The sequence below is a fragment of the Mycobacterium sp. genome, from assembly GCF_035314905.1.
In the GTDB taxonomy this organism is placed as follows: Bacteria; Actinomycetota; Actinomycetes; order Mycobacteriales; family Mycobacteriaceae; genus Mycobacterium.
The window spans coordinates 1-21,903 of the sequence record NZ_DATFYW010000092.1 but is presented as its reverse complement, the minus strand read 5'-3'; the positions used below and the strand labels follow the sequence as shown (position 1 = coordinate 21,903).

Sequence of the window (21,903 nt, the reverse complement as noted above, 5' to 3'; positions counted from 1 at the left end):
CCGCCCGACGCGACGCAGCTCTTCGACTGGACCACCGACGAAGGCGGCCTGTTCCGCGAATTCAGCGGCGCCACCCGAGACGTGTCAGGCGCGCGGATCAGCATCAGCGGCTACCAGAACAGCGATGGCACATGCCACCGCTGGCTCAGCCTTCACGCGACCGAGGTCACCACGCTGACGCCCGCCCAGGCCCGCGAGTTTGGCATGGCACTGCTGTCGGCTGCCGACGAGGTCGAGCGCCTCGAGTAGCGCGACATCGTCGGTGCCGGGCGGGGCCCTGGGCGCTTCAGGCGATCGCTTCGACCCGAAAGACGGGATAACGCACGGCGATCGCCCCGAACGCCGTCAGCGACGCATCGGCGGATATCGGAATGTGCGGACGGCCACCGGGCACTTTCTGCAGATAGCGGCGCAGCACGGGTGCCCGTTGGTCGGCGGGCACTTCCATCAGCCGGCAGTCGCGTGCCCGGCGGCGGCAGAGCGTTGCACGATACCCGGCGGCGCGCACATTTTTCACCCAGTTGCACTCACCGAGCATCGAGACCAGATACCACCGGCCGTCGAGATCGGCCATCCCCAGCGGGAAACGGGTCGGGCGGCCGGTGTGCCGACCCGGCACCTCCAGCACCACCCATCGCCGCGGCAGCAGGCCCGAACCGATGATCCGCACCCACGCCCGCGCGTACCGGCGGGCCTGGGGATCGCCCCGTCCAGCGGGGTACATCCGGCGGAGCCTGTCCGCCTGTATCGCCTGCAGCCTCGTGATGAGCCGGGTGTTCACGGCACCCTCACCCGGGCCGGGTGAAGTTGCCGAACGCGAACGAAATCAACAACGTGACGACGGGGCCACCACTCATCTGAAAACCCGCCGTACAGCGTCGTGTCGAAACTCATTGTGTGATCGCGAGGAGCGTCTACGCGCTGCTGGCCGTTGGCCCGGCGGCCGATTTGGCTGCGCGACTGCGCCGCCGTGCCCGGCTGGCCTTGACCAGCCGCGCCACTCCGTCCTCGATTCCGGTGGCCAGTGCCTCGATGTCGGGTGCGGTGTCGTAGTCGGCGGTGATGCCGAAGATGAAACGGTCGGCGTAGCTGACCATCGCGACGCCGGTGCGCAGGTGCAGGGCGATGGGCGGGACCGGCAGCACTTCCAGCACCTGGCGGCCCATCAGTGTCTGCCGACCCCGCGGGCCGGGAACGTTGGTCGCCAGGGCGACCACCGCGCGCTGCGGCAATCGGGCCAACGCGCGAATGGTCCACGCCGAGAATGCAAACGGGAAGTTCTTTGTGGCCGCGAGCACCGCGCTGCCGCCCTCGCGTTGACCGCTGCCTTTGGCCCAACTGAGCCGGCTGTGCACCAGCTCCAGCTGCTTGACCGGGTCGGCTTCGTCGACCGGCAGCAGCGGCAGCATCGCCGAGACCAGGTTGTCGGTCACGTTGAACTGGTTGGCCGCGCGAATCGAAACCGGAACAAGGGTCCGCAGCGAATTGGGGCTGGGTTTTTCCCCGCGGCTCAGCAGAATCCCGCGGTAACTGTCGGTGATCGCGGCCAGCGCAACGTCGTTGAGCGTGACGCCGAAGGCCTCGCACACTTGGTGCATGTCAGCCAGCGGCACCCGCGCCGCGGTGTAGCGGCGCATGGTCGTCACCGGGCCGCTCAGCGACGATTGCGGTCCCGGGTTCAGCAGACTGGCGGTCAGCTCGGCCGCGCCCACGGCGGCGTGTTCGGCGGCGGTCGCCGCGGCGAGCGTGCCGCGCGCTATCCCGCTCACCCAGGTCACCGGGTTCAAGCTGATCGAGGGCAGGCGCAGCGCGGGCCGGTGGTGCTCCTTGGCGCCGAGCGTGTCGTTGGCGAAGCTGTCGCCGCGGTCGTCGTCGCTGAACTTCGCCAGCATCTGGGTTGTCGCGATGCCGTCGGCGATGCAGTGGTGAATCTTGGTCAGCACGGCCCACCGGTTGTCGCTGAGCCCCTCGATGATCCAGCATTCCCACATCGGGCGTTCGCGGTCGAGTCGCCGCTCCATCGCGGTCGCGACCATCTCGAAGAGCTCGGGGTCGCCGCCGGGATCGGGCAGCGCGGTACGGTGCAGGTGGCGCGCGATGTCGAAGTGCGGGTCATCCACCCATTGGGGTGGGCCCAGATCCAGCGGGTGGGTCCGCAGGACCTGGCGGCAACGCGGAATGCGGGGTACCCGCTCAGCGAAGGCTGAGACAAACTCGTCGTAGCTGGGGGCCGGCCCTTCGATGATCGACACTCCGCCGATGGCCAGGCTCACATGCGGATCGGAGTCCTCAACCTCCAGGAAAGCGGCATCCAAGGGTGTCAAATGCTCCATCACGCCACTGTGGGCCCCTGCGCGGCGCGCGGTCAGGGTCAGAAGTCCTCAACTTGAGGGTCGAGCGAGGGTTCTGGAACCGGTCACGCGAAGCTGGTGCCGCGGTCGGGTTCCGGTCCGAACCGGAAACGGCGGCCGGTGATCTGGGCGGGGATCACCCGCACGTAGTGGGTCTTCGGTGTCGCCGTCCACGGCAGGAGGGCCGCCTGCTCGGCCTCGGCGATCTCGGCGCTGGTGCGCAAAACCCGTACCCGACCCCTGACGATCACGCTCCACCCCTGGTCGGCGCCGTGTTCGTCGGCTTCAAACACCACCCGGTGATTGACCACGGTGCTGAATAGCTTGGTCCCTTCGGCCGTCTTGAACAGCACGGTCCGGTTTTGGACCACGAAGTTGACCGGAAAGATTTCGGGCTCGCCGGCAAGCAGGGTCACCAGTCGCCCCAGTGCCACACTGGTCAGCAGCTGCCAGCTTTCCTCCTCCGACAGCGCCGTGATCGGCGCACCGCTTGCGGTCATACCCCCTAGCCTCCGCCTCACCGCGCCTACACACCATTAGCCTTTAGACCCCCGGCCGCCGGGACCAAGGTCACGAGATCGGTCATTCCGCGGGCGCAGGGCGCGCGATGCACCGACAGTTGTCGTGAAGCAGCCGACGGTGTGTGCGGGAGATGGGCCAAGCGTGAGCCGCGGGCATCGCGGTCGGATCGTGGCTGCCGGCGATCCTGGCGGAGTGGCGTTCGCGATCCTGGTGCGCGGTCGCCCGGTGGACGCCAATCAGGGCGTGCATCTGTCGATCGGCGATCTGCTCAACACCTACACGCTGCTCGGCGGCCTGGACACCGCCGGTCAGCGGGGCCCCGGCGTCGGCCCTATCGCGCGCTCCTCGCGCTGGGGGCCCGGCGGTACAGGGCGGCGCCGGCGGTTACCCCCGCGCCGGCGGCGACCAGCAGAACCTGCGCGCCCGCCGGCAGCGGCTCGGCTTGCCGCGCGAACGCCGCCGCCAGCGCGGCGGTGTGCATGCGCTGATCATCGGCGACGGTGATCCGGTCGGGCGCCACCCCGAGGCGCCCGCCCAGCGCGGTGCGGTAGCCGTGGCGGGCGGGCGCGGCGACGATCATGTCGATGTCGGCGAGCTGTTGTGAATGTTTTTCCAGGCACTCCCGGACAGCCTGCGCGGCGGCCGCGGCGAGCCGCTCATCCATCGCTGCCGACTGGCTGAATCGAAGGACGTTACGCGCGTCGTGGTATCCCACGGTCGCGCGGAATGTCTCGTCGTGACCGGCGAAGTCGTTCACCCAGGACACGCTGCCCAGGCCGCAGTCGTCATCGATCCACTCGCACAACAGCGCCGCCCCGGCGGGCGAGAACGGAAAGCTCTCGCTCATCCCATGACCTGGATCGGCATCGCTGGCCACCACGAGGGCGCGGCGGATGCTGCGCGACCGGAGGAAACCGTCGACGATCTGCAGCGCGGTGAGCACCCCGCACGCGCCGTTGGCGATGTCGAAAGAGAACGTCCCATGGCTGCCGGCGTGGGGGTCTTCGGGGTGGGCGCCGATGTCGTCCTGAATGAGCGCGGCCAACGCCGGCTCCCCCAGATTGCGGTCGCGGTAGATCCCCGCGTTGACCACGAGGTCCAACTCGTCGGGGTCACAGCCGGCCCGCTGCAGACAGGTTTTGGCCGCCGTCACCGCCAGATGCAGCGCGCTGTGCCGGTCACGCCACCTCGGCTCGGTGACGTCGACGCGGTCAATGACTGTGCCCATAGCGGCTCACCAGATCCTCATCCACGGTCAGCAGGACGACGCCGATCTCCAGCCCCGATGCCAGCGCGATCAGCGCGATGGTTTCCCCTGACCGGATGTGCCCGGCCTCGAGCTCCTCGACGAGGGCCACCGTGTGCGTCGTCGAGGCCGTGTTTCCGTACCGGTCGACGGTGATCACCGCGTCGTGGCGCGGGCTGTCGCCGAACGACACCGACATCTGCGCCATCCCCTTGCGGATGGCACGCGCCGAGGTCTGGTGTGTGATCACGTGATCGATGTCGTGGATCGAAATGTCCGCGGCCTCGAGGACTTCACGCAGCAGCAGCGGGGTGTTGGAGATGGCGGCCTGCTGGATGGCCCGGGAATTGGTGAACATCCGCGCGCCCGGGTCGTGATCGCGCGGATAGGCCAGGCACAGCCGGCTGTAGTCGGCGACCGTCGTGAACCCGGCGACGCCGATTCCCGCCGATCCGGCCGGTGCACGTTCCAGCAGAAGCGCCGCCCCGGCGTCGCCGAGGGTCAGCGACGCGAGTTCTTTGCTCATGATGTTGCGGATGTGCCGGGCGGCGTTGCGGCCGAGCTGGGAGATGTACTCACCGCTCACGACCAGTCCGCGCTCGAAGGTGCCCTGCCGGATCCAGTTGTTCAAGACCGTGACTCCGGTGAGCATTCCGGCGCACGCGTTGGACAGGTCGAAGGTCATCGCGTTCTCGGCCCCGATTGCGCAGGCCACGGCGCTGCTCATCGTCGGCTCGAGCCATTGGGTGGGTCCGCCGCGCAATTTTGTGATGCTGCAGCTGATCACCACGTCGAGTGACGCCGGGTCCTGTTGCGCCGTGGCGAGACAGTCCAGCGCCGCGGCGGCGGCAAGGCTGTAGGAGTCCTCGTCGCCCACCGAGACGCGGCGCTCGCGGATCCCGGTCAGCCGCTCTAGATCGATGTGGGTGCGATGGCGCGTGGTCGCCATCAATTCGTCGGTGGTGAGGTGGGTCTCGGGCAGATGGCGCCCGGCACCCGCTAACCGAGTGACGAAGGGCGCCGGGCCCCCCGCCCGGGGGGTCTCCATGACTAGCCAATGCCGAGCCATCGGCCATACCTCCTTCCGGTAGCCGCCTGTCAACTTCGAAACTCGAGGACGTCCGTCAGTGGACGCCGCGTGGTGGGCGCGACGTGTTCGTCGCGAGCCGGTGGTCGGCCGACGCGGATCAGCACCTGCGGCAGGCCCCGCTGGCCGATCAGCTGCCGGATGATCTCGCGGCTGGGCGCGACCTCCGTCATGTGGGTCAGGGTGCACGTCGCCATCCCGGCCACGGTGCATTCGAGCAGCGCGGCCGACATCGCCTCACCGCAGCGCAGCACGTCGAGCGGGGCGTCTTCATGAGGTGTGGAGAGCACCAGGATCTTGGAGTGGTCGAACTCGGTGCCGGCGCGGCGCCGCCCGCCGCCCGCCGGCGGAAATTCGCGGGCCACATCGACGCGGGCGGCCTCCGAGCTGGACACCATTGCGCCTTGCGGCACACCCGTGTTCAGCGTGAACGGCGATGTCCACCAACGAAGTTCGGCCTGATACGACGTGTCGTACCGGCGCAGCGTCTCGGTGAGCCGCGACGCCTCGGCCAACCCCTGGCGCGCATCGTCGGCCACCACGTCGAGCATCACGTCATGCGATTTGACCGCGTCGCGCAACAGCGGCTCCAGCCTCACCCAGCCGGAGGGAGCAGCAAACGGCAGTCGGTCGGTGCGACGCCGGAGGATCGCATCCGCCCGGCGCTGCTGCGCCTCGCTGACGGCTTCCGCGGGCCGGAACTGCACTGTCGCCAGATGATCCGCACGATGCGGATCGGGAAACCGTTCGATGATGCTTTCCCAGCCGGCGGCGGCCATGGCAACCCTGAGGTGATCGAGGACCGCACCGCAGCTCAGCGTCAGCTCCCGGCCTGAGTGGTCGGTGCCCGGCATCAACCGGCTGGGATCGGCCCACAGGTGCAGCGTCGCGCGCTCGGCGACCCACCGCCAGGGTTGGCTGTTATGCAGCGACGGTGCGCGGCAGGCCAGCATCACCGCGTCACGGATGACCCGGGAATCCGGCAGCGCCACCGTCATGTCGACCACCCCAATGTGTCTGTGGGATTGACGCTAGGAATACGGTGCGAGGCCTGACAGAGCCGTTTGTCATCAACGACAAGGGGCGTTCGGCTCCGCACCGGCGGCTCAGCGCTGCCGGAACCGCAGGACGTCGGCCACCGGGCGCCGCGGTGTCGCCCTCACCGGCTCATCGGTCGGTCCGGTTCCCACCCGGATCAGCACCTGCGGATGTGGCTGAGCGACAAGCTCGCCGACGATCTCCCGGCTGGCCGCCAGCTCCGTCATGTGGGTCAGTGTGCAGGTGGCCATGCCGGCACCCGCGCATTCCAGCGGTACCGCGCAAAGCGCCTCACCGCACCGGCGGGGTCGTCCACGACCCCCCGCAACACCGGTTGGAACGAATCCCAGTCAGCGGGCGCCGCGAAGGGAAGCCGATCCGTGCGGCGACGCGGTATCGCTCGGCACGAAGCCGCTGAGCCGGCGAGGCCACGTCCTGCGGTGTGAGCGTGATCGAGGCCAGCTGCTCGCGGTCGGCCTGGTGGGGGAACCGCTCGGCGTGGGCACGCCATCCCAGCACCGCCATCGCGACGCGCAGGTGATCCAGCACCGCACCGCAGCTGATCAGCGCCTGGCGCCCCGACCGGTCGGTGCGCACCCGGCGGTCGCGATCCAGGAAGAGCTGCAGGCCGGCCTCATCGGCCACCCACCGCCAGGGCTGGCTGTTGTGAAACGACGGCGCGTGGCAGGCCCGCTGCACCGCGGCTTCGATCATGGCGCTGTCCGCGATCATCTGCTGACCGGCCTCCATGTTCTCGGCGTCGGTCCCACCCTTCGCGGTGCGGCGTCGGCGCGCCAGGGTCGTTGGTCCGCAGCGGCGAAGCCCAAGGCCCACATCGGCGCCCCCGCAAGATGTATCGGCGGGTGCCGCGCGGTCGAAGAGCTCGTCGGCGTCGCCGGGGTTGCGACATACCCGGCCGCGCCGAGCATCAGCTGCGACCCCGTTCCGTCGGGACGGCGCACCTGGGCGGGATCGCTGTTCGGCCTGCGACCGTTGTTTGTACGCTGGTCACAGCGCGCTTCCGCGATCACGCCGGGGGGCGGCACCGCGTTGAGGAGAGTTCAGGGTGCTGAGGGTTTTCTTGGTCGATGACCACGAGGTGGTCCGGCGCGGATTGATCGGCCTGCTGCGCGGAGACCCCGAACTTGAGGTCGTCGGCGAGGCCGCCTCCGCCGCTGAGGCCATGGCGCGGATTCCGGCGCTGCGACCCGATGTCGTGGTCCTCGACGTGCGCCTCCCCGACGGCAACGGCACCGAGCTGTGCCGCGATTTGCTCTCCGCGATGCCCGGCCTGCGGTGCCTGATGTTGACGTCCTTGACCTCCGATCAGGCGATGACGGAAGCGATCCTCGCCGGTGCCAGCGGTTATGTGGTCAAGGACGTCAAGGGCATGCAACTGGCGAACGCCATCAAGGAGGTGGGCGCCGGCAGGTCGCTGCTTGACAGCCGCGCGGCGGCCGCGCTGATGGCAATGTTCAGGGCTGCCGCGGCGCCGGCCCCATCCGACCCGCTGTCGGACCTGACCGACCAGGAACGCGAGCTGCTGGCTCTGCTGACCGACGGGTTGACGAACAAGCAGATCGCCGCGCGGATGTTCCTGGGCGAGAAGACGGTGAAGAACTACGTGTCGCGACTGCTGGGTAAGCTCGGACTCCACAGCAGGACGCAGGCCGCCGTGTACGCAGCAGGTCTTGACCGGGCCGCCAGGCCCGACGACCACACCGAATGATCCGGCCGCGCTGATTGTCCGGCGATCGCCGGCGGCCGGCTCACCGGGGATGCGGGATCGGCGTATCCGAGGCCACCCGCAGATCAACGGTGAAGTACTGCACCTGCGGTCTTTCGTCGATCAGAATCTGGCGTAACTTTGCGAACACTTTGTCCAGTGCCAAAAGCGGATCGACGTCGCCTGGCACGACCGAGACGCCGACGTCGAACCAGTGACCGCCGTAACGGGTGAGGCCGTGTGCCAACCCGGGCAGGTCGGTGTGGTCGTTGGGGTCCCACGAAATCACCTCGAGCGCATCGCTACTCAACGCGTCTTCTCCTTTCGCTGTCCGGCCGGTCGTGGCCGAGTCGTTGCCGATCGGGTCTACACCACAGCCCATCCCGTGGGCCGGTCGGTGGAAACGCCGGCCTCCGTTGACTTCCCGGGGGGTGCCGCCGGCGCGGGGGCCGTGCTGTGCACCAGCTGGATCGCCGGGTCCGCGAAGCTCAGTGCCTGGTCGTTGCGTGGGCAGTACGCCCCGACGGCGCCGAATATCTCGACGGACGCCTGGTGCGCGGTCGCGCCGGCGTCCATCAGCGGGCCACCGACCTGCACGAACGTCAGGCCCTGATCGAATCCGCGGCAGATGCCCAGCGCGGTCTGCTTCAGCGCGACCGGGGTATCGGTGGGCACGCCGTGGTCCCGCAGAAAACCCAGGTAGGCCGTGTCGTCGTCGGTGCCGGCGTGCGCGACCGCAGGTGCCACTATCGCCGCACCTGCCACAGCGATCGCGGCTGCCAGGGCGCTTAGCGGCGGACGGCCTAAGCGGATCATTGCCTTCCTCACGGTTGTTGTCGGACATCGACCCACGCTACTGACCCTGCGGATCCGCGGCGGCGGTGGCAAGGGACCTTCGGCCCACATCCGCGGTCCCGAAGGACGTGAAACAGCGGCAAGAGGGCCTCACACGTCCCCGAGGCTGCGTGGGGCGGGGCCCGGCCGAGGCGGGCGGCGGTGGAGTTCACCCGACGCCACCCTAGATTCAGTAATTTCTGAATACTATGTAACAAACCGTGAGGACGAAGGGTTCGGCATGAACAGCTCACCCGGCTTGATCGACGTACATCACCACATCGTTCCCAGGGAGTACGCGAAGGCCCTTGCCAAGCTCGGTGTCACCAAAGGCTTGGGAGTCCAGCTCCCCAAATGGGATGTCCACAAGGCCCTCGGCGTGATGGACGAACACGGCATCTCATCGGCTGTGCTCTCGATCTCTGCGCCCGGCGTGTATTTCCGGCGCAAAGACCCTGGCGCCACGATCGCCGCGGAACTGTCGCGCCAGATGAACGAGATCTGTGCGGAACTCGTCAAGGACCACCCCGGACGATTCGGCGCGTTCGCCACATTGCCAATCCCCGACGTCGAGGCCACCCTCGCCGAGATCGCCTACAGCCTCGATGAACTGAGACTCAGCGGCGTGCTGTTGCTGACCAACTACGACGGGTACTACCTGGGCGACCCGAGGTTCGACGCGGTTTTCGCCGAGCTGAACCGGCGAAAGGCGGTGGTGTTCGTTCATCCCCAGACTCCGCCGGGCCGGGAGCAGTCCCATCTCGACCTCCCCGAGGCGATGCTTGACGTGTGTTTCGACACCACCCGCACCGCGTTCTCTCTGATCGTCAACGGGGTGACGAAGAACTATCCGGACGTGCGCTTCATCTTGTCCCACGCCGGAGGCGCGGTCCCCTACCTGGCCGGACGGGTCGGGATCACCACCGCGATGGCGGCCAATCTGAAGGGCGCGACCCCCCTTGTCGCCGACGGTATCGGCAAGCTGTTCTCCATGTCCCACAAGCTCGAGGAAAAGATACCCGAGCAACTCAGCTACTACCTGCGACTCAAGAGCAACGTGCTGCCCGGGGGTTTCGACCATTTCCTGAGCCGCTTCTACTACGACACCGCCCTCTCCGCATCGCCGCACTGCTTCGCGTCGCTGCTCACCGTCGCCGACACGTCGCACATCCTGTTCGGAACCGACTACATCTTCGCCACCGAGGCTGCCGTACCGGCAACCATCACGGGCATCCACGACTGTGAGCGGTTTACCGCAGCTGACATCCGCGCCATCGAACGCGACACGGCGCTCACGCTGTTCCCGACCCTGCGGCCCAACCCGGTATGAGTCCGACGATGCGGAAAAGCCATGAACCCGAGACACTCTGCGGGTGAGGGGCCGGAGGGCGGCTGGCAGGCTGCTTTCGTCGACGAACTCGGTGCGCTCGGCCCCGACATCGGCCTGCCCCGGGCCATGATGCGCATTACCGCCTGGATGATGGTCTGCGACCCACCCGAGCAGTCAGCACGCCAGATCCAGGGCGGGGTGCACCTGTCCGCCGCGGCGGTGAGCACGGCAACCCGACAACTCATCGCCGCCGGGATGCTCGAGCGGGTCTCACGCGCCGGCGACCGCCAGATCTACTACCGAATGGCTTCCGGAAGCTGGGACGCGCCGCTGCGGGCGAAGCTGCGGGCGCTTGGCCGGCTGCGCCAGGTCGCCGACAAGGGCATCGCAGCCGCCGGCGACCGGGCCGATCATCGCCTGATCGAGATGCGTGACGCCTTCGGCTGGTTCGAAGATCAGCTCGCCCGCCACATCGCGGATCGACCGGGTGTGGAAAGCGGTCCCGGTGCCGATTCATGAGCGCCGGAGAGCGCTCAGCGGCCCGGGCGATGGGTTAACCGGACCCGGATCGCGGCGTCCCGATCTTGTTCCTCCAGTTCCAGCTCGACGCGGGCCAGTTCCCGGCGTAGCCGGGGCAGCCAGTGTCTGCTCAGCGCCCGCACCCGCAGCTTGGTGGTGCCGAACTCGCGCTCGACGGTGGCCAGCGCCGACTGCGCGGCGGCGTGATCGGCGGCGGCGACCACTGCGGCCCGGTAGGCCTGCGCGGCCCGCACCGAAGCCGAACCGGTGTGGATGACGGTGGGATCGTTCTCGGGCGGCAACACGCATTGGGCGGTGTCGGGGTAGCGGACACCGGCGGTGGTGGCCCACCCGACGCTGACGGCGGCGTGGCCGGTCGGGGCGGCAAGCTCGACTGCGCGCTGGCCGCCCAGCAGCGTTGCGCGCAGACCCCATGTGTCGGCCTCGCGGCAGGACGACTGCCAGTCGCGGCGGGTCTCATCGACCCTGCGCTGCAGACGATCGCGTAGTGATGACAACAGCTGAAGCTTCTCCTCCAGGAGCGTCACACCGCGCTCGGCGAGTTCGAGCCGGTCGATGAGCCATCGTCGTCCCATCCGCCCGGGGGGCACCTGGAGAGCCGCCATCACGCCCCCCGCCCGATGCCGGGGCGATACCGGTCGACAAGCCCGGCTGGCAGCATCGACAGCTCGCTTCGCGGCAAGCGCGACGCTACCTCCCATGCCCGGTCGAGGGTGTCGTCGAGCTCACGCGCCTCGTCGGCGCGCTGGTTGACCAGCCCGGTGCCGAACTCGTCTTCGAGCGCCAGGTAGCTGCGGTCGGTGGCGGTGAGCGCCTCGGGCCCGATGAGCTCGGCCAGCGCGCGTAGTTGGCGCGCCCGCGCCAGCGCGGACAGCAGCTGCGCCGCCAGCGCAAGGTGGTCGTCACGGGTGCGCCCCGGGCCGGCGCCGTGGCGCATCATCCGTGACAGCGATGACAAGGCATCCACGGGCGGGTAGATGTTGTGCAGATGCATCTCCGCGGAAAAGATGATCTGCCCCTCGGTGATGTAGCCGGTCAGGTCCGGCACCGGATGGGTGATGTCGCCGCCGGGCATTGTCAGCACGGGCAGCACGGTCACCGACCCCGGCCGGCCGGTGATTTTGCCGCACCGCTCGTAGAGCGAGGCAAGATCGCTGTAGAGGTATCCCGGATAGGCGCGGCGGGCGGGCATTTCGCCGCGGGCCGCCGAGACTTCACGCAGCGCCTCGGCGTAGCTGGTCATATCGGTCATCACCACCAGGACATGCCGGGCGGCGTCGAACGCCAGATGCTCTGCGATGGTCAGCGCGATCCGCGGTGTCAGGATCCGCTCGATGACCGGGTCGTCGGCCGTGTTGATGAGCAGTACGAGTTCGCCCGCCGCGCTGCGCGATTCCAGCACATTGCCGGCATAGGCCGCGTCGGCGTGGGTGAGCCCGATGCCGGCGAACACCACACTGAACGGCTCGCCGCCGGCGCTGGCCCGTGCAGCGATCTGGCACGCCAGGCGCAGGTGTGGCAGGCCCGGCAGCGAGAACACCGGCAGCTTCTGGCCGCGCACCAGGGTGGTCAGCGCGTCGATCACCGACACCCCGGTCAGCACCGGTTCTGAGGGGGGGTCCCGACGCACCGGGTTGAGCGGGTCGCCGTTGATCGACACCCGCAGCTGGCCGGTGACCGGCGGTCCGCCGTCGATGGGTTCGCCGCGGCCGTTGCAGGTGCGCCCCAGCCAGTCCGGGCCCACCGGAATGCGCAGCGGCTCACCGCTGAACCGGAATGCCGAGCTGGCCGAATCCATTCCGGCGGTGCCCTCCATGACCTGCACCACCGCCACATCGCCGTCCACGTCGAGCACCAGCCCGTGCCGCACCGACCCGTCGCCGACGGTGATGGACACGTACTCGTCCCAGCCGACGCCGTCGACGCCGCCGACCACGGCCAGCGGGCCCCGCAGTTCGCGCACCCCGCGGTAGTCCACCCACGGTGACCACGGGCGGCTCATCGCGGCAACTCACGCAGCCGTGCGCTGATCTCGTCGCGCCGCTGGGTGGCCAGCGCCGTGTCGGCGGGTCCGCTGTCGTCCCGGGCGCGCACCAGCGGTCCGAAATCGGTTTCCTCGATCAGCTGTGCGGGCACGCCCGCGGCGACCATGTCTCGGCAGGTGTCGATCACGGCCAGCACGGCCTCGGCCAGCGCCGCGGTTTTCTGCGGCGCGCAGTACGCATCGTGGAGGCTCTCGGCGTTCTGCTGCAGCACGGCTTCGCGCAGCAGCCGCCCGGCCAGCAGCACGATCCGTTCGTTGTCGGGCAGTGCCGTCGCCCCGATTAGCTCGCTGAGCGCGGCGAGACGATCGGACTCGGTCAGCAGGTCGAGCACCCGGCCGCGGCGGCCGGCCCAGGTGTCCCCGGCGGGGGGGAAAGTTTCCGCGTCGCGGGAAAACGACGCCGACCAGGACACCGCCGGATAGTGACGTGAGTAGGCCAGGTCACGGTCGAGGCTCCAGCGGCACCGCACAAACCGCTCGGTGTGCACGGTGACTGGCTCCGACAGGTCGCCGCCGGGAGGCGACACCGCACCCAGCACCGTCACCGAGCCGGTGTCCCCGCCGAGCGTGTCGACGCAGCCGGCGCGTTCGTAGAAGGCGGCCAGTTCCGAGGACAGGTTCGCCGGGTAGCCCTCTTCGGCCGGCAGCTCACCCATCCGGGACGCGAACTCGCGCAACGCTTCTGCCCAGCGCGAGGTGGAGTCGGCGATCACCACGACGTGATATCCCATGTCGCGGAAGTACTCGGCCACGGTGACCCCGGTGTGGATGCTGGCCTCGCGCGCCATCATCGGCATGTTGGAGGTGTTGGCGATGATGACGGTGCGCTCGACCAGACTGCCGCCGGTGCGCTGGTCACTGAGTTGGCCCATCTCGGCGACGATCTCGGCCATCTCGTTGCCGCGCTCACCGCAGCCGACGTAGACGATGACATCGGCATCGCACCATTTCGCGATCTGCTGCAGCAGCAAGGTTTTTCCGGTGCCGAATCCGCCCGGTACCGCGGCGGTGCTGCCCCGCGCGATCGGAAACAACAGATCCAAAACCCGCTGGCCGGTGTTGAGTGCCACCGCGTCGTCGCGGCGGCTGCGGTACGGCCGCGCCCGCCGCACCGGCCACGGTGCCGACAGCTGCACCGGTTGCCCGCCGACCGAGGCGATCACCGCGTCGGCGGCGTAGTCACCGGTGGGCGTGATCCATTCGAGCTTGCCGCCGGTGCCGGGTGGAAGCTGGACGCGGTGCTCCACCGACCCGGCGTGCGGCACCGTTCCGAGCACCGCACCGGCCGCGAGGTTGGCGCCGACCTGGGCTTTCGGCTCGAAAAGCCATGTTCGGGCATCGGTGTCGTTGTCATGTCCCGGAGCCAGCCACGTCGGCGCGCTGTGCAGCGGCCTGAGTAGCCCGTCGAACACCCCGCCGAGCAGTCCCGGCCCCAGTGGCGCCGACAGCGGGGCCCCCAGCGCGACCGCGGAGGCCCCCGGCGCGAGGCCGCCGGTGTACTCGTAGGCCTGCACCGTGACCCGCCGACCGCGGATCGCGACCACTTCAGCGGTGATGCGCCGCTCGCCCAGCACCACCAGCTCGTGCATCGCCAGCGGCGCGGCGGAGTCGATCTGCACCAGCGGTCCCGACACTCGCACCACCCGCGCCGCGTCCCCTACGACCACAACTCCCCCACCTGCGGGGCGGTCGCGTCCAGCGCGCGCTCGGCGATACCGGGCAGGCTCCAGTCCACTCGCCGCTGACCCGCGTCGACCACCACCCCGCCCTGGGGGTGCTCGCTCAGGTGCGCTTCGGCGCCCAGGGCAGCCGACGCTGCGGCGCGCATCGCCGCCACCCAGCGCGGGTAGGCCGGGTCATCGCGTAGCCGCAGCACGGCCTCGGTGCCGCACCGGCGCCACTGCTGATAGCTGTCGCGGCGGGCGGCGAGGACGTCACCGCGCAACGTCCGACGCAGCGCCGCGCGCCGCTCGGATGTCGCGACCGCCGCCGCGGCTTGCCCTGCGGCGCGGGCGGTTTCGGTCAGCGCGGTGGCGTGCTCGCGGGCATGGGCGAGGATGCGTTGCGCCTCCTGCGTGGCCTCGTCAACCTGCCGGTGCGCATCCTCGACGGCCCGGTTGAGCAGTTCCGTGCGCACCGGTTCGAGCGCCGGCGCTGCCTGCGCGGCGTTCAGGGCGCTCATCCGGGCATCACCGCGATGAGCGGAGCAGCACCGGCCAGGCGCCCGGCCAGCTGGGCGGCGGCTGTTTCGGTCAGGATCACCAGCGTCGTCTCGGCAGGCAGGTCGTCCCATGCCCGGCGCACCTCGGCGGGGCCGTGGGCCGGCATCACCGTCGCGCCCGCCAACGCGTACCCGGCCACCAGCGCCGGCTCACCGACCACGACGACCGCGCCCACCTCAGGCCCGCTGGATCAAGATGATCGCCACGACCAGGCCGTAGATGGCGATGCCTTCGGCCAGCCCGACGATCACCATGGCCCGCCCGAACAGCTCCGGGCGCTCGCTGAGCGCCGCCAGCGCCGCCGCGCCCGTGTAGGCCACCGCGATCGCCGCGCCGATCGATGAGCCCGCCACGGCGATCGCCGCACCGAGTAGGGCGGCCCAGTTGCCGCCCGGCGCGCCTGCGCCGGCAGCGGCGGCTTGAGCCGCCGCTGGCCCGGCGGTCAGTGCCTGTGCAACCACCACCGCACCGGCCAACACCACCACAGCGTTGACGGTCCAAAACAGCCGCACCGCCAGCCGGCCCCGCCGGCGCAGCAGCCTGAGGCTCACCGCGAACCCGGTGATCAGGGCCGGTAGAGCGATAATCCAGGTCAACACGTCGCCGCCTCCGTCGCCACCACGGGAATCATCCAGGGCCGGAACGGCCTGCCCTCGCCGATGAACACTCGCGAAAACAACTCGTAGAACTCCAGCCGCAGCGCCTGCACCCCGGCGACCAATGCCTCCAGCGCAAACGCCACCGCATTGCCCACCACGAACACCAGCACGGCCCCGACCGCGCCCGCCCATCCGTGGCCCCACAGGGCGGTCGTGCCGCGCCACACCACCCAGCCCAGCGCGGCGTGGGTCATCCCGAAGGCGGCCAGGCGGGCGAAAGACACCAGGTTCGAGCCCAGCCGCACTACCAGGTCCAGGCCGCCGACCGCAGCCTGCAGCACTCCCGAAGCGCCGCCGCCGGATTCGGCGTACAGACCGGCCAGCGCCAGCAGCAGACCCGCCGCGGACACCGCGGCCCCGACCGCGACCAGCACACGCGGACCGGTCGTGTACCCGGCGACCACCGCACCCGCCCCGACGAAGACGATCGCGCCCGCGATCCCCGACGGCGCGTACAAGGCCAGCCGGACACCGCCTTCGCGCCAGCGGTTCACCGCCCCCACCGTGTAGGCCACCCCGAGCAGCACCGCGCCGACCGCCAAAGCCACCAGCAGCAGCCGCAGCGGGTCGGCCAGCGGGGACAGCCACACCACCGGGACGATCCCGGTCGGGCCGAAGCATTCCCCGTACAAGACGCCGAATATCGTGGCCGCGACCCCGGCCGCGGCGATGAACACCCACATCGGCTTCAGCGACGCGAACCGCCGGATCCAGCCCATCCTGAGCATGACGGCGGCAGCGACGATCAACAGCCCATGGCCCACGTCGCCGAACATCATCCCGAACATCACCACGTACGCCAGCCCGGCCCACATCGTGGGGTCGATGTCGTGATAGGGCACGGTGCCGTAGGTGCGCACCAGCGCCGCGAAGCCCCCGCGCAGCCCCGGCGCGGCCCCGAGCAGCGTCGGCGGATCGACCCCACGGGGGGTGGGCATCGGCACCGCGGCCGCACCGGCCGCGCCCAGACCGGTGCGCAGCGTGGGCAACTGTTCGGACGGGCACCAGCCTCCCATCGCCGCCAGGTCGCCGCGGTGCACCGCGCCCGCGGCGTAGCGCTGCAGCTGCGCTTCACCGGCCAGCAGGCCGGCAGCTCCGGCGCGCTCCAGCGCCGCCACGTCGGGCGCGGTGGCTGACAACGTCACCTGCGCATCCATGTGAGCCGACCCGGGGTGCACCCCCAGGCGTTGCAGTGCTCGCCCCGCCTCAGCCGGGGGCGCGCCGTCGCTGCCGGTCGGCTGGTCGAGTTCGACGGTGCCCGATGCGGCCACGGCTACCAGGGTGTCGCGCAGCCTGTCCACCGGGGCGACCAGCGCGATGCGCTGCATCCGGGCCGGCATCCAGCGTCGCGTGAGCGTGCGTACCCGGTCAGGCGACGACATCGTAGACGTCCATCGGTCCGCCGCCGCGCGCCGCCAGCCGCAGCGCCGCGCGGCACCGCCACGCGTCGGCGGCCAGCACCGCCACCGCCCCAACGGTGCGGGCGCGCGAAAACCCCGCCCGGCCGAGCAGGGAAAGACCATCGGCCTCCACGCGTGACCACCAGCGCGCTTCGGCACGCCACAAGTCTGCGGCGTCGGTGACGCCGTCGAACACCCAGCGGGCCCGCGCCGGAACCGCGTCGGCGAACGCGGCGATGCCACCGGCGGCGCCCGCACCCGCGCCCAGGACGGCACGCGCGCGTACCTCCGCGGGCTCGGGCATACCGCGCCGCTCCACCAGTCGCCGGCGTGCCACCTGAAGGGCCAGCCAGGCGGACGCCCAGGACGACGCCTCCTCCACGCTGGTCGCGACGCGCACCGCCCAGCTGATCTGCGCCGCGAGCGCGATGTCAGACGGTGACTCCGAGCCCGGATCACCCCAGGTGCTGTGCGCCAGCGCGGCGCGCAGCTGATCCAGTGACGACGCCTCGCACAGCCGCGAGGAGGCGGTGGCCAGGGCTCCCAGCGCGTACGGCGGGAGAGCGGGCGCCCCGCCCAACCGCCGGGCGTGCGCCGTGATGTTGGCGGCCTCGAACCCGGCGGCCAGTGCCCGAATGGCCCGAGCGCCTTGGCCGGGTTGCCACCCGGCCAGCACGCGCAGGTGCCAGAGCAACGCGGAATACACCGCATGATCGGTGTCGCCCCCCGACTGTCCCACCGCGATGTTGCGGCCGTACGGGCCGCCCGCCAGCGCGTGCTGGGCATCGGTGAGCGAGCTCATCGCCGCGAGCGCTCGGGCGCGACCCGCACCCAGCCGCCGGTTGAGTAGCGCTCTGGCCCGCACGTTGCCGGCCACCCACTGCGCGCTCACCTGCCGCTGACCACGGTCGTGGACGGCTGACCGAGCTCATCGAGCCACTGTCGCGCCTGCGACGCCACCACATCGACATAATGCGGCAGCCGGTCGCGGTCCCGCGCGCGCAGCCGGGTGATCTCGGCCTCGGTGCTTGCCCGCATGTCGTCGGTGGCCGCCTCGGCCTCGCGCACCGCTTCCGCTTCGGACTGAAGCCGGACGGTGTCGGCCCCTCGGCGGGCCCCGGCGATGATCTCGGCCGCCTGTCGATCCGCGTCACGGCGGATCTCCTCGGCACGTTCGGCGGCGGCTCGGCGGATGCGCGACGCCTCCTGTTGAGCGTCGTCCAGCAGGACCAGCACCGCGGTCAGTTCGGCCGCCGCGTCGGCGCTGCGATCCGCCGGGACCGCGGGCCGGCCCGCGGCGCCGGGTGTGCCGGCCGGACGGAAGCGGTCCATGAAATCCCGCCACTGCGGCACCGCACCCTCCTTATCGGCCACCCAAGCATGGTCCGAAACCGCTACTGCCCGGCATGATCCGGCCAGTCCCAACGGACATTTCACCGCCCCGAAGCGCGGGCGCGCGCGCGACCCTGTGGCCGCGGGTGCAAAGTCCAGAGTAAGTGGCGACCGGTGCACCGACAGAGTCGAATGGCCCTAGAGCTCACACGCCCTTCGGCCCTAGTTTCGCAGCACGTCGGCAAACGACGGCACGCTGAGCGCCTCTCGCTTCGTTTGGAGGCTCCGATGATCTGCGAAGCCGACCGTCTCGCTACGGCGCTGTGCGGGCGAACCACCAGCGCCAGAAGGGATCTCGCGAGGCGCCGCCGGGTAGGGAAAACGAACACCTCTTGCCGTTGGGTGCTTCTGATGCTGAGTGGTGCGGCCGGGCCACTTGGCTGGCTGTTGCTCGGCAAGTCCGAGCGGTGGGGCCCACCGATCGTCCGGGCCGGCTGCGCCGTTTTGTTCCTCCGGGACGTGGCGATGGTCTTCACCGGCGCGCCGCGGCGCCTACGGCCGCTACCGGCCGTTTTGTTGCTCATCGAGTTGGCTACTGCGGGTGTCGTGCTCGCCGCGGGCGTCGGCGCCTGGTTGTGTAGGCTGCGCCGCGCTGCGACGCCTGGGACGGGGCCACCGAAAGAGCTGGCCCCCGTCAACGCTCGGCCGCCGGCGCACGACCCGAGACGAGAACCGGCCGCAATTGCCGCCGCAGCCACGTTCCTCATTCACACGGTGCGGCAGGCAATCTACGTCAGTCCCGGCCATGGCCGGCGCGAGAATAGGCTCCCGCCGCGGATGCCGCCCTGCCGAGGTCCCAGGGCCCGGGGTCTTTCGTCGCATCATGTCGAAGCCAATGGCCCTTGATCGGTGCGATCGCCGACTCTATGTTTTGGCCAGCACCGGACTCGAATCGCTCCGCGCCACAATCTTTGTCAGGAGGACACCATGACCACGCAGACGGTGACGGGCGCGACCGGGCACACGGCAGATCCGGAGCTTCGCGCGAGAATCCGCGATGTGGCGATCGAGCAGTTCGGCCGGCACGGTTTCGACACGAACCTCCAGGCAATCGCCGCGGCCGCCGGCGTGAGTCCGCAGTCGGTAACCGATCACTTCGGCTCCGAGGCGGGGCTGCTCAAAGCCTGCGACGAGTACATCCTGGAGTCGATCCGCATCTCCAAGTCCGAAGCGCTGCAATCGACATCACCAGCGCCCGCATCGGCCCAGCTGGCCCAGATCGAGTCCTACGCGCCGATGATGACTTATCTCGTGCGCGACATGCAATCCGGCGGTGAACTCGGACGCTCGTTGATGCGACAGATGATCGACAACGCCGAGCAATACCTTGAGGACGGTGTGCGGGCCGGCACCATCAAGCCCAGCCGCGACCCCAAGGCCCGCGCCGCATTCCTCGCCATGAGCGGCGCCGGCGGATTTCTGTTCTACCTGCACATGCATGACAACCCCACCGATATGGCCGCGGTGTTGCGCGACTACAGCAGGGACATGCTTCTGCCGGCTCTGGAGCTCTACGGCCATGGGCTGATGACCGACAGCACTATGTATGACGCATTCCTGGCTTCCGCAGCGACCCCAGGGAATTCATAACACGATGTGTCTCATCGAACTGATCTGGACGCACGGCAGAGCGGGCAGGATCGCATGACTGCCAGGCCCTCAGCGGGATCGACGCCCGTGTCCGCGGTCATCGGTGACCCGGTGGCCCGCGTCGGCCCTGACGCCACCGTTGCCGATGCCGGCGAAGCCATCGCCGCCGCCGACCCGGGCTTCGGCTCGCGGTGAGCCTGCGAGCCGTCACGGCCGCGGTAGGCGCCGGCCTTGCGGGGGTCGCGGGCTGGGACCTGTGGCAGCGCCGGCACACCATCCTGCGCAACTACCCGATCATCGGCCACCTGCGGTTCATCCTCGAGGCGGTAGGCCCGGAGCTGCGCCAATACATCGTCACCGATAACGACGCGGAGAAGCCCTTCAGCCGTGACCAGCGGCGCTGGGTGTACACGTCGTCGAAGCTGACCAACCGCTATTTCGGGTTCGGCACCGACAACGACCTCGAGCGGGTACACAACTACCCGATCATCAAGCACGCGGCGTTCCCGGTCTCGGCCCCCGACGCCGAGCCCGGTCACCCAGACCCGGCCGTGGCCCTGCCCGCGGCCAAGGTGCTCGGCGGAACAAGGGCCCGCGCCAAGGCTTTCCGGCCGTCGTCGTTGGTCAACGTGTCGGCGATGAGCTTCGGATCGCTGAGCGGCGCAGCCATCACGGCACTGAACAAGGGCGCGGCCTCGGCCGGCGCCTTGCACACCACCGGCGAGGGCGGAGTGTCGCCGTATCACCTCAACGGCGGCGACCTGGTCTGGCAGATCGGCACCGGTTACTTCGGCTGCCGCAACGACGACGGGACCTTCAGCCTGTCCCGCCTTCTCGACCAGGTGGCCGCCACCCCGTCGATCCGGGCGATCGAATTCAAGCTCAGCCAGGGCGCCAAGCCGGGCCTTGGCGGCATGCTCCCCGGCGCCAAGGTCACCCCCGAGATCGCGGCCATGCGCGGCATCCCTGTCGGGGTCGACTGCCGGAGCCCGGCGGGGCACTCCGCTTTCTGCGACGTCGACGGGCTGCTGGACTTGGTGGAGACCGTCGCCACCGGGACCGGTCTGCCCGTCGGCATCAAATCCGCTGTCGGAGAAAGGCCGTTCTGGCTCCAGCTGGCCGAGCGGATGGCCCGAACCGGTCGCGGCGTGGACTTCGTGACAGTCGATGGCGGCGAGGGTGGCACCGGCGCGGCTCCGCTGGTCTTCAGTGACCACGTCGCCCTGCCATTCAAATGGGCCTTCCCCCGCGTCTACCGCGCCTTCGCGGAGCACGACCTGCACCACTACGTGGTCTTCATCGGCTCAGGCAAGCTGGGCATCCCCGAGAACGCCCTGCTGGCGCTGGCGATGGGCTGCGACATGATCAACGTCGCGCGCACCGCCATGTTCTCCATCGGCTGCATCCAGGCGCAGCGCTGTCACACCGGCCGTTGCCCGTCGGGCATCGCCACCCAGTCGCCGTGGCTTGAGCACGGCCTCGACCCGAACCTGAAGTCGGTGCGCTGCGCCAACTACCTTGCCACGTTGCGCTTCGAGCTGCTTTCGTTGGCCCGTGCCTGCGGTCATGTCCACCCGGCGCTCGTACCCCTCGACGCCATCGAGCTGCTCGACGTTGACTTGCAGACGGTTCGGGTCGACGAGTTGTTCGGGTACAAGCCGGGCTGGGGCTTGCCCGGCCCGGCCGATGCGGAGGCGATCACCAACCTGATGGCCGGCCGATCTCCGCGGCGGTCCGGCCGGCACCCGCGATCGCCCGCGTGATCTGCCCGGAGCCGCCCCGTCTAGCTTGGGCGGGGGATCGCGCGTTGAGCCCACGCCGCGATGGCTTCATACGCTCGGTCGTTGGCCGGGGACTGCACGCCGTTGCGCTGCAAGATGATCCGCAACTCATCGGCGAGTTCGCACATTTCGTCGACAGCG

The 21,903-nt window shown here is 69.8% G+C and carries 24 protein-coding genes and 2 pseudogenes; 8 read left to right on the top strand and 18 right to left on the bottom strand.

Going from position 1 to position 21,903, the window contains the following annotated elements:
• A partial coding sequence (locus VKG81_RS07055; RefSeq protein ID WP_324395120.1) for a hypothetical protein occupies positions 1-249 on the top strand: 249 nt, incomplete at its 5' end.
• A gap of 37 nt (positions 250-286) precedes the next feature.
• Here the strand turns inward: VKG81_RS07055 and VKG81_RS07050 are convergent.
• The 3 genes from VKG81_RS07050 to VKG81_RS07040 all read right to left on the bottom strand — a co-directional run bounded on the left by VKG81_RS07050 (position 287) and on the right by VKG81_RS07040 (position 2,851).
• On the bottom strand, positions 287-781 hold the full coding sequence (locus VKG81_RS07050) for a nitroreductase/quinone reductase family protein (protein WP_324395119.1): 495 nt from the start codon (positions 779-781) through the stop codon (positions 287-289).
• A 133-nt stretch (positions 782-914) separates the two neighbouring features.
• On the bottom strand, positions 915-2,333 hold the full coding sequence (locus tag VKG81_RS07045; RefSeq protein WP_324395118.1) for a wax ester/triacylglycerol synthase family O-acyltransferase: 1,419 nt from the start codon (positions 2,331-2,333) through the stop codon (positions 915-917).
• Between the two features lie 83 nt (positions 2,334-2,416).
• Entirely contained in the window at positions 2,417-2,851 is a 435-nt protein-coding gene (locus tag VKG81_RS07040; RefSeq protein ID WP_324395117.1) for a pyridoxamine 5'-phosphate oxidase family protein, read from the bottom strand.
• A 173-nt stretch (positions 2,852-3,024) separates the two neighbouring features.
• Here VKG81_RS07040 and VKG81_RS07035 point away from each other — a divergent pair.
• A pseudogene (locus tag VKG81_RS07035) lies at positions 3,025-3,182 on the top strand (cytochrome d ubiquinol oxidase subunit II); the annotation flags it as partial.
• Positions 3,183-3,204: 22 nt separating this feature from the next.
• Here the strand turns inward: VKG81_RS07035 and VKG81_RS07030 are convergent.
• The 4 genes and pseudogenes from VKG81_RS07030 to VKG81_RS07015 form a co-directional block, all read right to left on the bottom strand.
• Positions 3,205-4,101, bottom strand: coding sequence for a 3-oxoacyl-[acyl-carrier-protein] synthase III C-terminal domain-containing protein (locus VKG81_RS07030; protein WP_324395116.1), 897 nt, complete (start codon positions 4,099-4,101; stop codon positions 3,205-3,207).
• Positions 4,085-5,188, bottom strand: coding sequence for a 3-oxoacyl-ACP synthase III family protein (locus tag VKG81_RS07025; protein WP_324395115.1), 1,104 nt, complete (start codon positions 5,186-5,188; stop codon positions 4,085-4,087). Before VKG81_RS07025 ends, VKG81_RS07030 begins: the two co-directional genes overlap by 17 nt.
• A 29-nt stretch (positions 5,189-5,217) precedes the next feature.
• Positions 5,218-6,204, bottom strand: a complete 987-nt coding sequence (locus tag VKG81_RS07020; protein ID WP_324395114.1) for an Acg family FMN-binding oxidoreductase — start codon at positions 6,202-6,204, stop codon at positions 5,218-5,220.
• A gap of 108 nt (positions 6,205-6,312) precedes the next feature.
• Positions 6,313-6,994: pseudogene (locus VKG81_RS07015) on the bottom strand (hypothetical protein).
• A 316-nt stretch (positions 6,995-7,310) separates the two neighbouring features.
• Here VKG81_RS07015 and VKG81_RS07010 point away from each other — a divergent pair.
• Positions 7,311-7,973 carry a response regulator transcription factor gene (locus VKG81_RS07010; protein ID WP_324395113.1) on the top strand — a complete coding sequence of 221 codons (663 nt, stop codon included), beginning with the start codon at positions 7,311-7,313 and terminating at the stop codon, positions 7,971-7,973.
• Positions 7,974-8,013: 40 nt separating this feature from the next.
• Here VKG81_RS07010 and VKG81_RS07005 read toward each other — a convergent pair whose 3' ends face one another.
• Together VKG81_RS07005 and VKG81_RS07000 are read right to left on the bottom strand one after the other, a co-directional pair.
• On the bottom strand, positions 8,014-8,280 hold the full coding sequence (locus VKG81_RS07005) for a hypothetical protein (RefSeq protein ID WP_324395112.1): 267 nt from the start codon (positions 8,278-8,280) through the stop codon (positions 8,014-8,016).
• Between the two features lie 56 nt (positions 8,281-8,336).
• Positions 8,337-8,717 (bottom strand): DUF732 domain-containing protein, encoded by a 381-nt coding sequence (locus tag VKG81_RS07000; RefSeq protein ID WP_324395111.1) that lies wholly within the window; start codon positions 8,715-8,717, stop codon positions 8,337-8,339.
• A 328-nt stretch (positions 8,718-9,045) separates the two neighbouring features.
• Between VKG81_RS07000 and VKG81_RS06995 the strand changes: the two genes are divergently transcribed.
• Complete coding sequence (locus tag VKG81_RS06995; RefSeq protein ID WP_324395110.1) at positions 9,046-10,134, top strand: amidohydrolase family protein; 1,089 nt, start codon at positions 9,046-9,048, stop codon at positions 10,132-10,134.
• A gap of 21 nt (positions 10,135-10,155) precedes the next feature.
• Entirely contained in the window at positions 10,156-10,653 is a 498-nt protein-coding gene (locus tag VKG81_RS06990) for a hypothetical protein (RefSeq protein WP_324395109.1), read from the top strand.
• 14 nt (positions 10,654-10,667) lie between these two features.
• On the opposite strand, the gene VKG81_RS06985 is transcribed toward VKG81_RS06990, so the two are convergent.
• Genes VKG81_RS06985 through VKG81_RS06945 form a run of 9 tightly spaced genes read right to left on the bottom strand, consistent with a single transcriptional unit; the run spans position 10,668 to position 18,373 of the window.
• Complete coding sequence (locus tag VKG81_RS06985; protein ID WP_324395108.1) at positions 10,668-11,249, bottom strand: V-type ATP synthase subunit D; 582 nt, start codon at positions 11,247-11,249, stop codon at positions 10,668-10,670.
• A 29-nt stretch (positions 11,250-11,278) separates the two neighbouring features.
• Positions 11,279-12,676 (bottom strand): V-type ATP synthase subunit B, encoded by a 1,398-nt coding sequence (locus tag VKG81_RS06980; protein ID WP_324395107.1) that lies wholly within the window; start codon positions 12,674-12,676, stop codon positions 11,279-11,281.
• Complete coding sequence (locus tag VKG81_RS06975) at positions 12,673-14,385, bottom strand: V-type ATP synthase subunit A (protein ID WP_324395106.1); 1,713 nt, start codon at positions 14,383-14,385, stop codon at positions 12,673-12,675. Before VKG81_RS06975 ends, VKG81_RS06980 begins: the two co-directional genes overlap by 4 nt.
• On the bottom strand, positions 14,376-14,900 hold the full coding sequence (locus VKG81_RS06970) for a hypothetical protein (protein ID WP_324395105.1): 525 nt from the start codon (positions 14,898-14,900) through the stop codon (positions 14,376-14,378). Before VKG81_RS06970 ends, VKG81_RS06975 begins: the two co-directional genes overlap by 10 nt.
• On the bottom strand, positions 14,897-15,115 hold the full coding sequence (locus VKG81_RS06965; RefSeq protein WP_324395104.1) for a V-type ATP synthase subunit F: 219 nt from the start codon (positions 15,113-15,115) through the stop codon (positions 14,897-14,899). The genes VKG81_RS06970 and VKG81_RS06965 overlap by 4 nt, the downstream gene beginning before the upstream one ends.
• A 1-nt stretch (position 15,116) precedes the next feature.
• Positions 15,117-15,539 (bottom strand): ATP synthase subunit C, encoded by a 423-nt coding sequence (locus tag VKG81_RS06960; protein WP_324395103.1) that lies wholly within the window; start codon positions 15,537-15,539, stop codon positions 15,117-15,119.
• The gene (locus tag VKG81_RS06955; RefSeq protein ID WP_324395102.1) at positions 15,533-16,981 is read right to left on the bottom strand and encodes a V-type ATPase 116kDa subunit family protein; all 1,449 of its coding nucleotides are present in this window, start codon (positions 16,979-16,981) and stop codon (positions 15,533-15,535) included. Before VKG81_RS06955 ends, VKG81_RS06960 begins: the two co-directional genes overlap by 7 nt.
• Positions 16,968-17,891, bottom strand: a complete 924-nt coding sequence (locus VKG81_RS06950) for a hypothetical protein (RefSeq protein WP_324395101.1) — start codon at positions 17,889-17,891, stop codon at positions 16,968-16,970. Before VKG81_RS06950 ends, VKG81_RS06955 begins: the two co-directional genes overlap by 14 nt.
• Entirely contained in the window at positions 17,888-18,373 is a 486-nt protein-coding gene (locus tag VKG81_RS06945) for a hypothetical protein (RefSeq protein ID WP_324395100.1), read from the bottom strand. The genes VKG81_RS06950 and VKG81_RS06945 overlap by 4 nt, the downstream gene beginning before the upstream one ends.
• 945 nt (positions 18,374-19,318) lie before the next feature.
• Here VKG81_RS06945 and VKG81_RS06940 point away from each other — a divergent pair.
• The 3 genes from VKG81_RS06940 to VKG81_RS06930 are packed head-to-tail and all read left to right on the top strand — an operon-like array spanning position 19,319 to position 21,744.
• A complete protein-coding gene (locus VKG81_RS06940) occupies positions 19,319-19,981 on the top strand; it encodes a TetR/AcrR family transcriptional regulator (protein ID WP_324395099.1) in 663 nt (220 codons plus the stop codon).
• Between the two features lie 54 nt (positions 19,982-20,035).
• A complete protein-coding gene (locus VKG81_RS06935; RefSeq protein ID WP_324395098.1) occupies positions 20,036-20,176 on the top strand; it encodes a hypothetical protein in 141 nt (46 codons plus the stop codon).
• Positions 20,173-21,744 carry an FMN-binding glutamate synthase family protein gene (locus VKG81_RS06930; RefSeq protein ID WP_324395097.1) on the top strand — a complete coding sequence of 524 codons (1,572 nt, stop codon included), beginning with the start codon at positions 20,173-20,175 and terminating at the stop codon, positions 21,742-21,744. Before VKG81_RS06935 ends, VKG81_RS06930 begins: the two co-directional genes overlap by 4 nt.
• Positions 21,745-21,903: the final 159 nt, after the last annotated feature.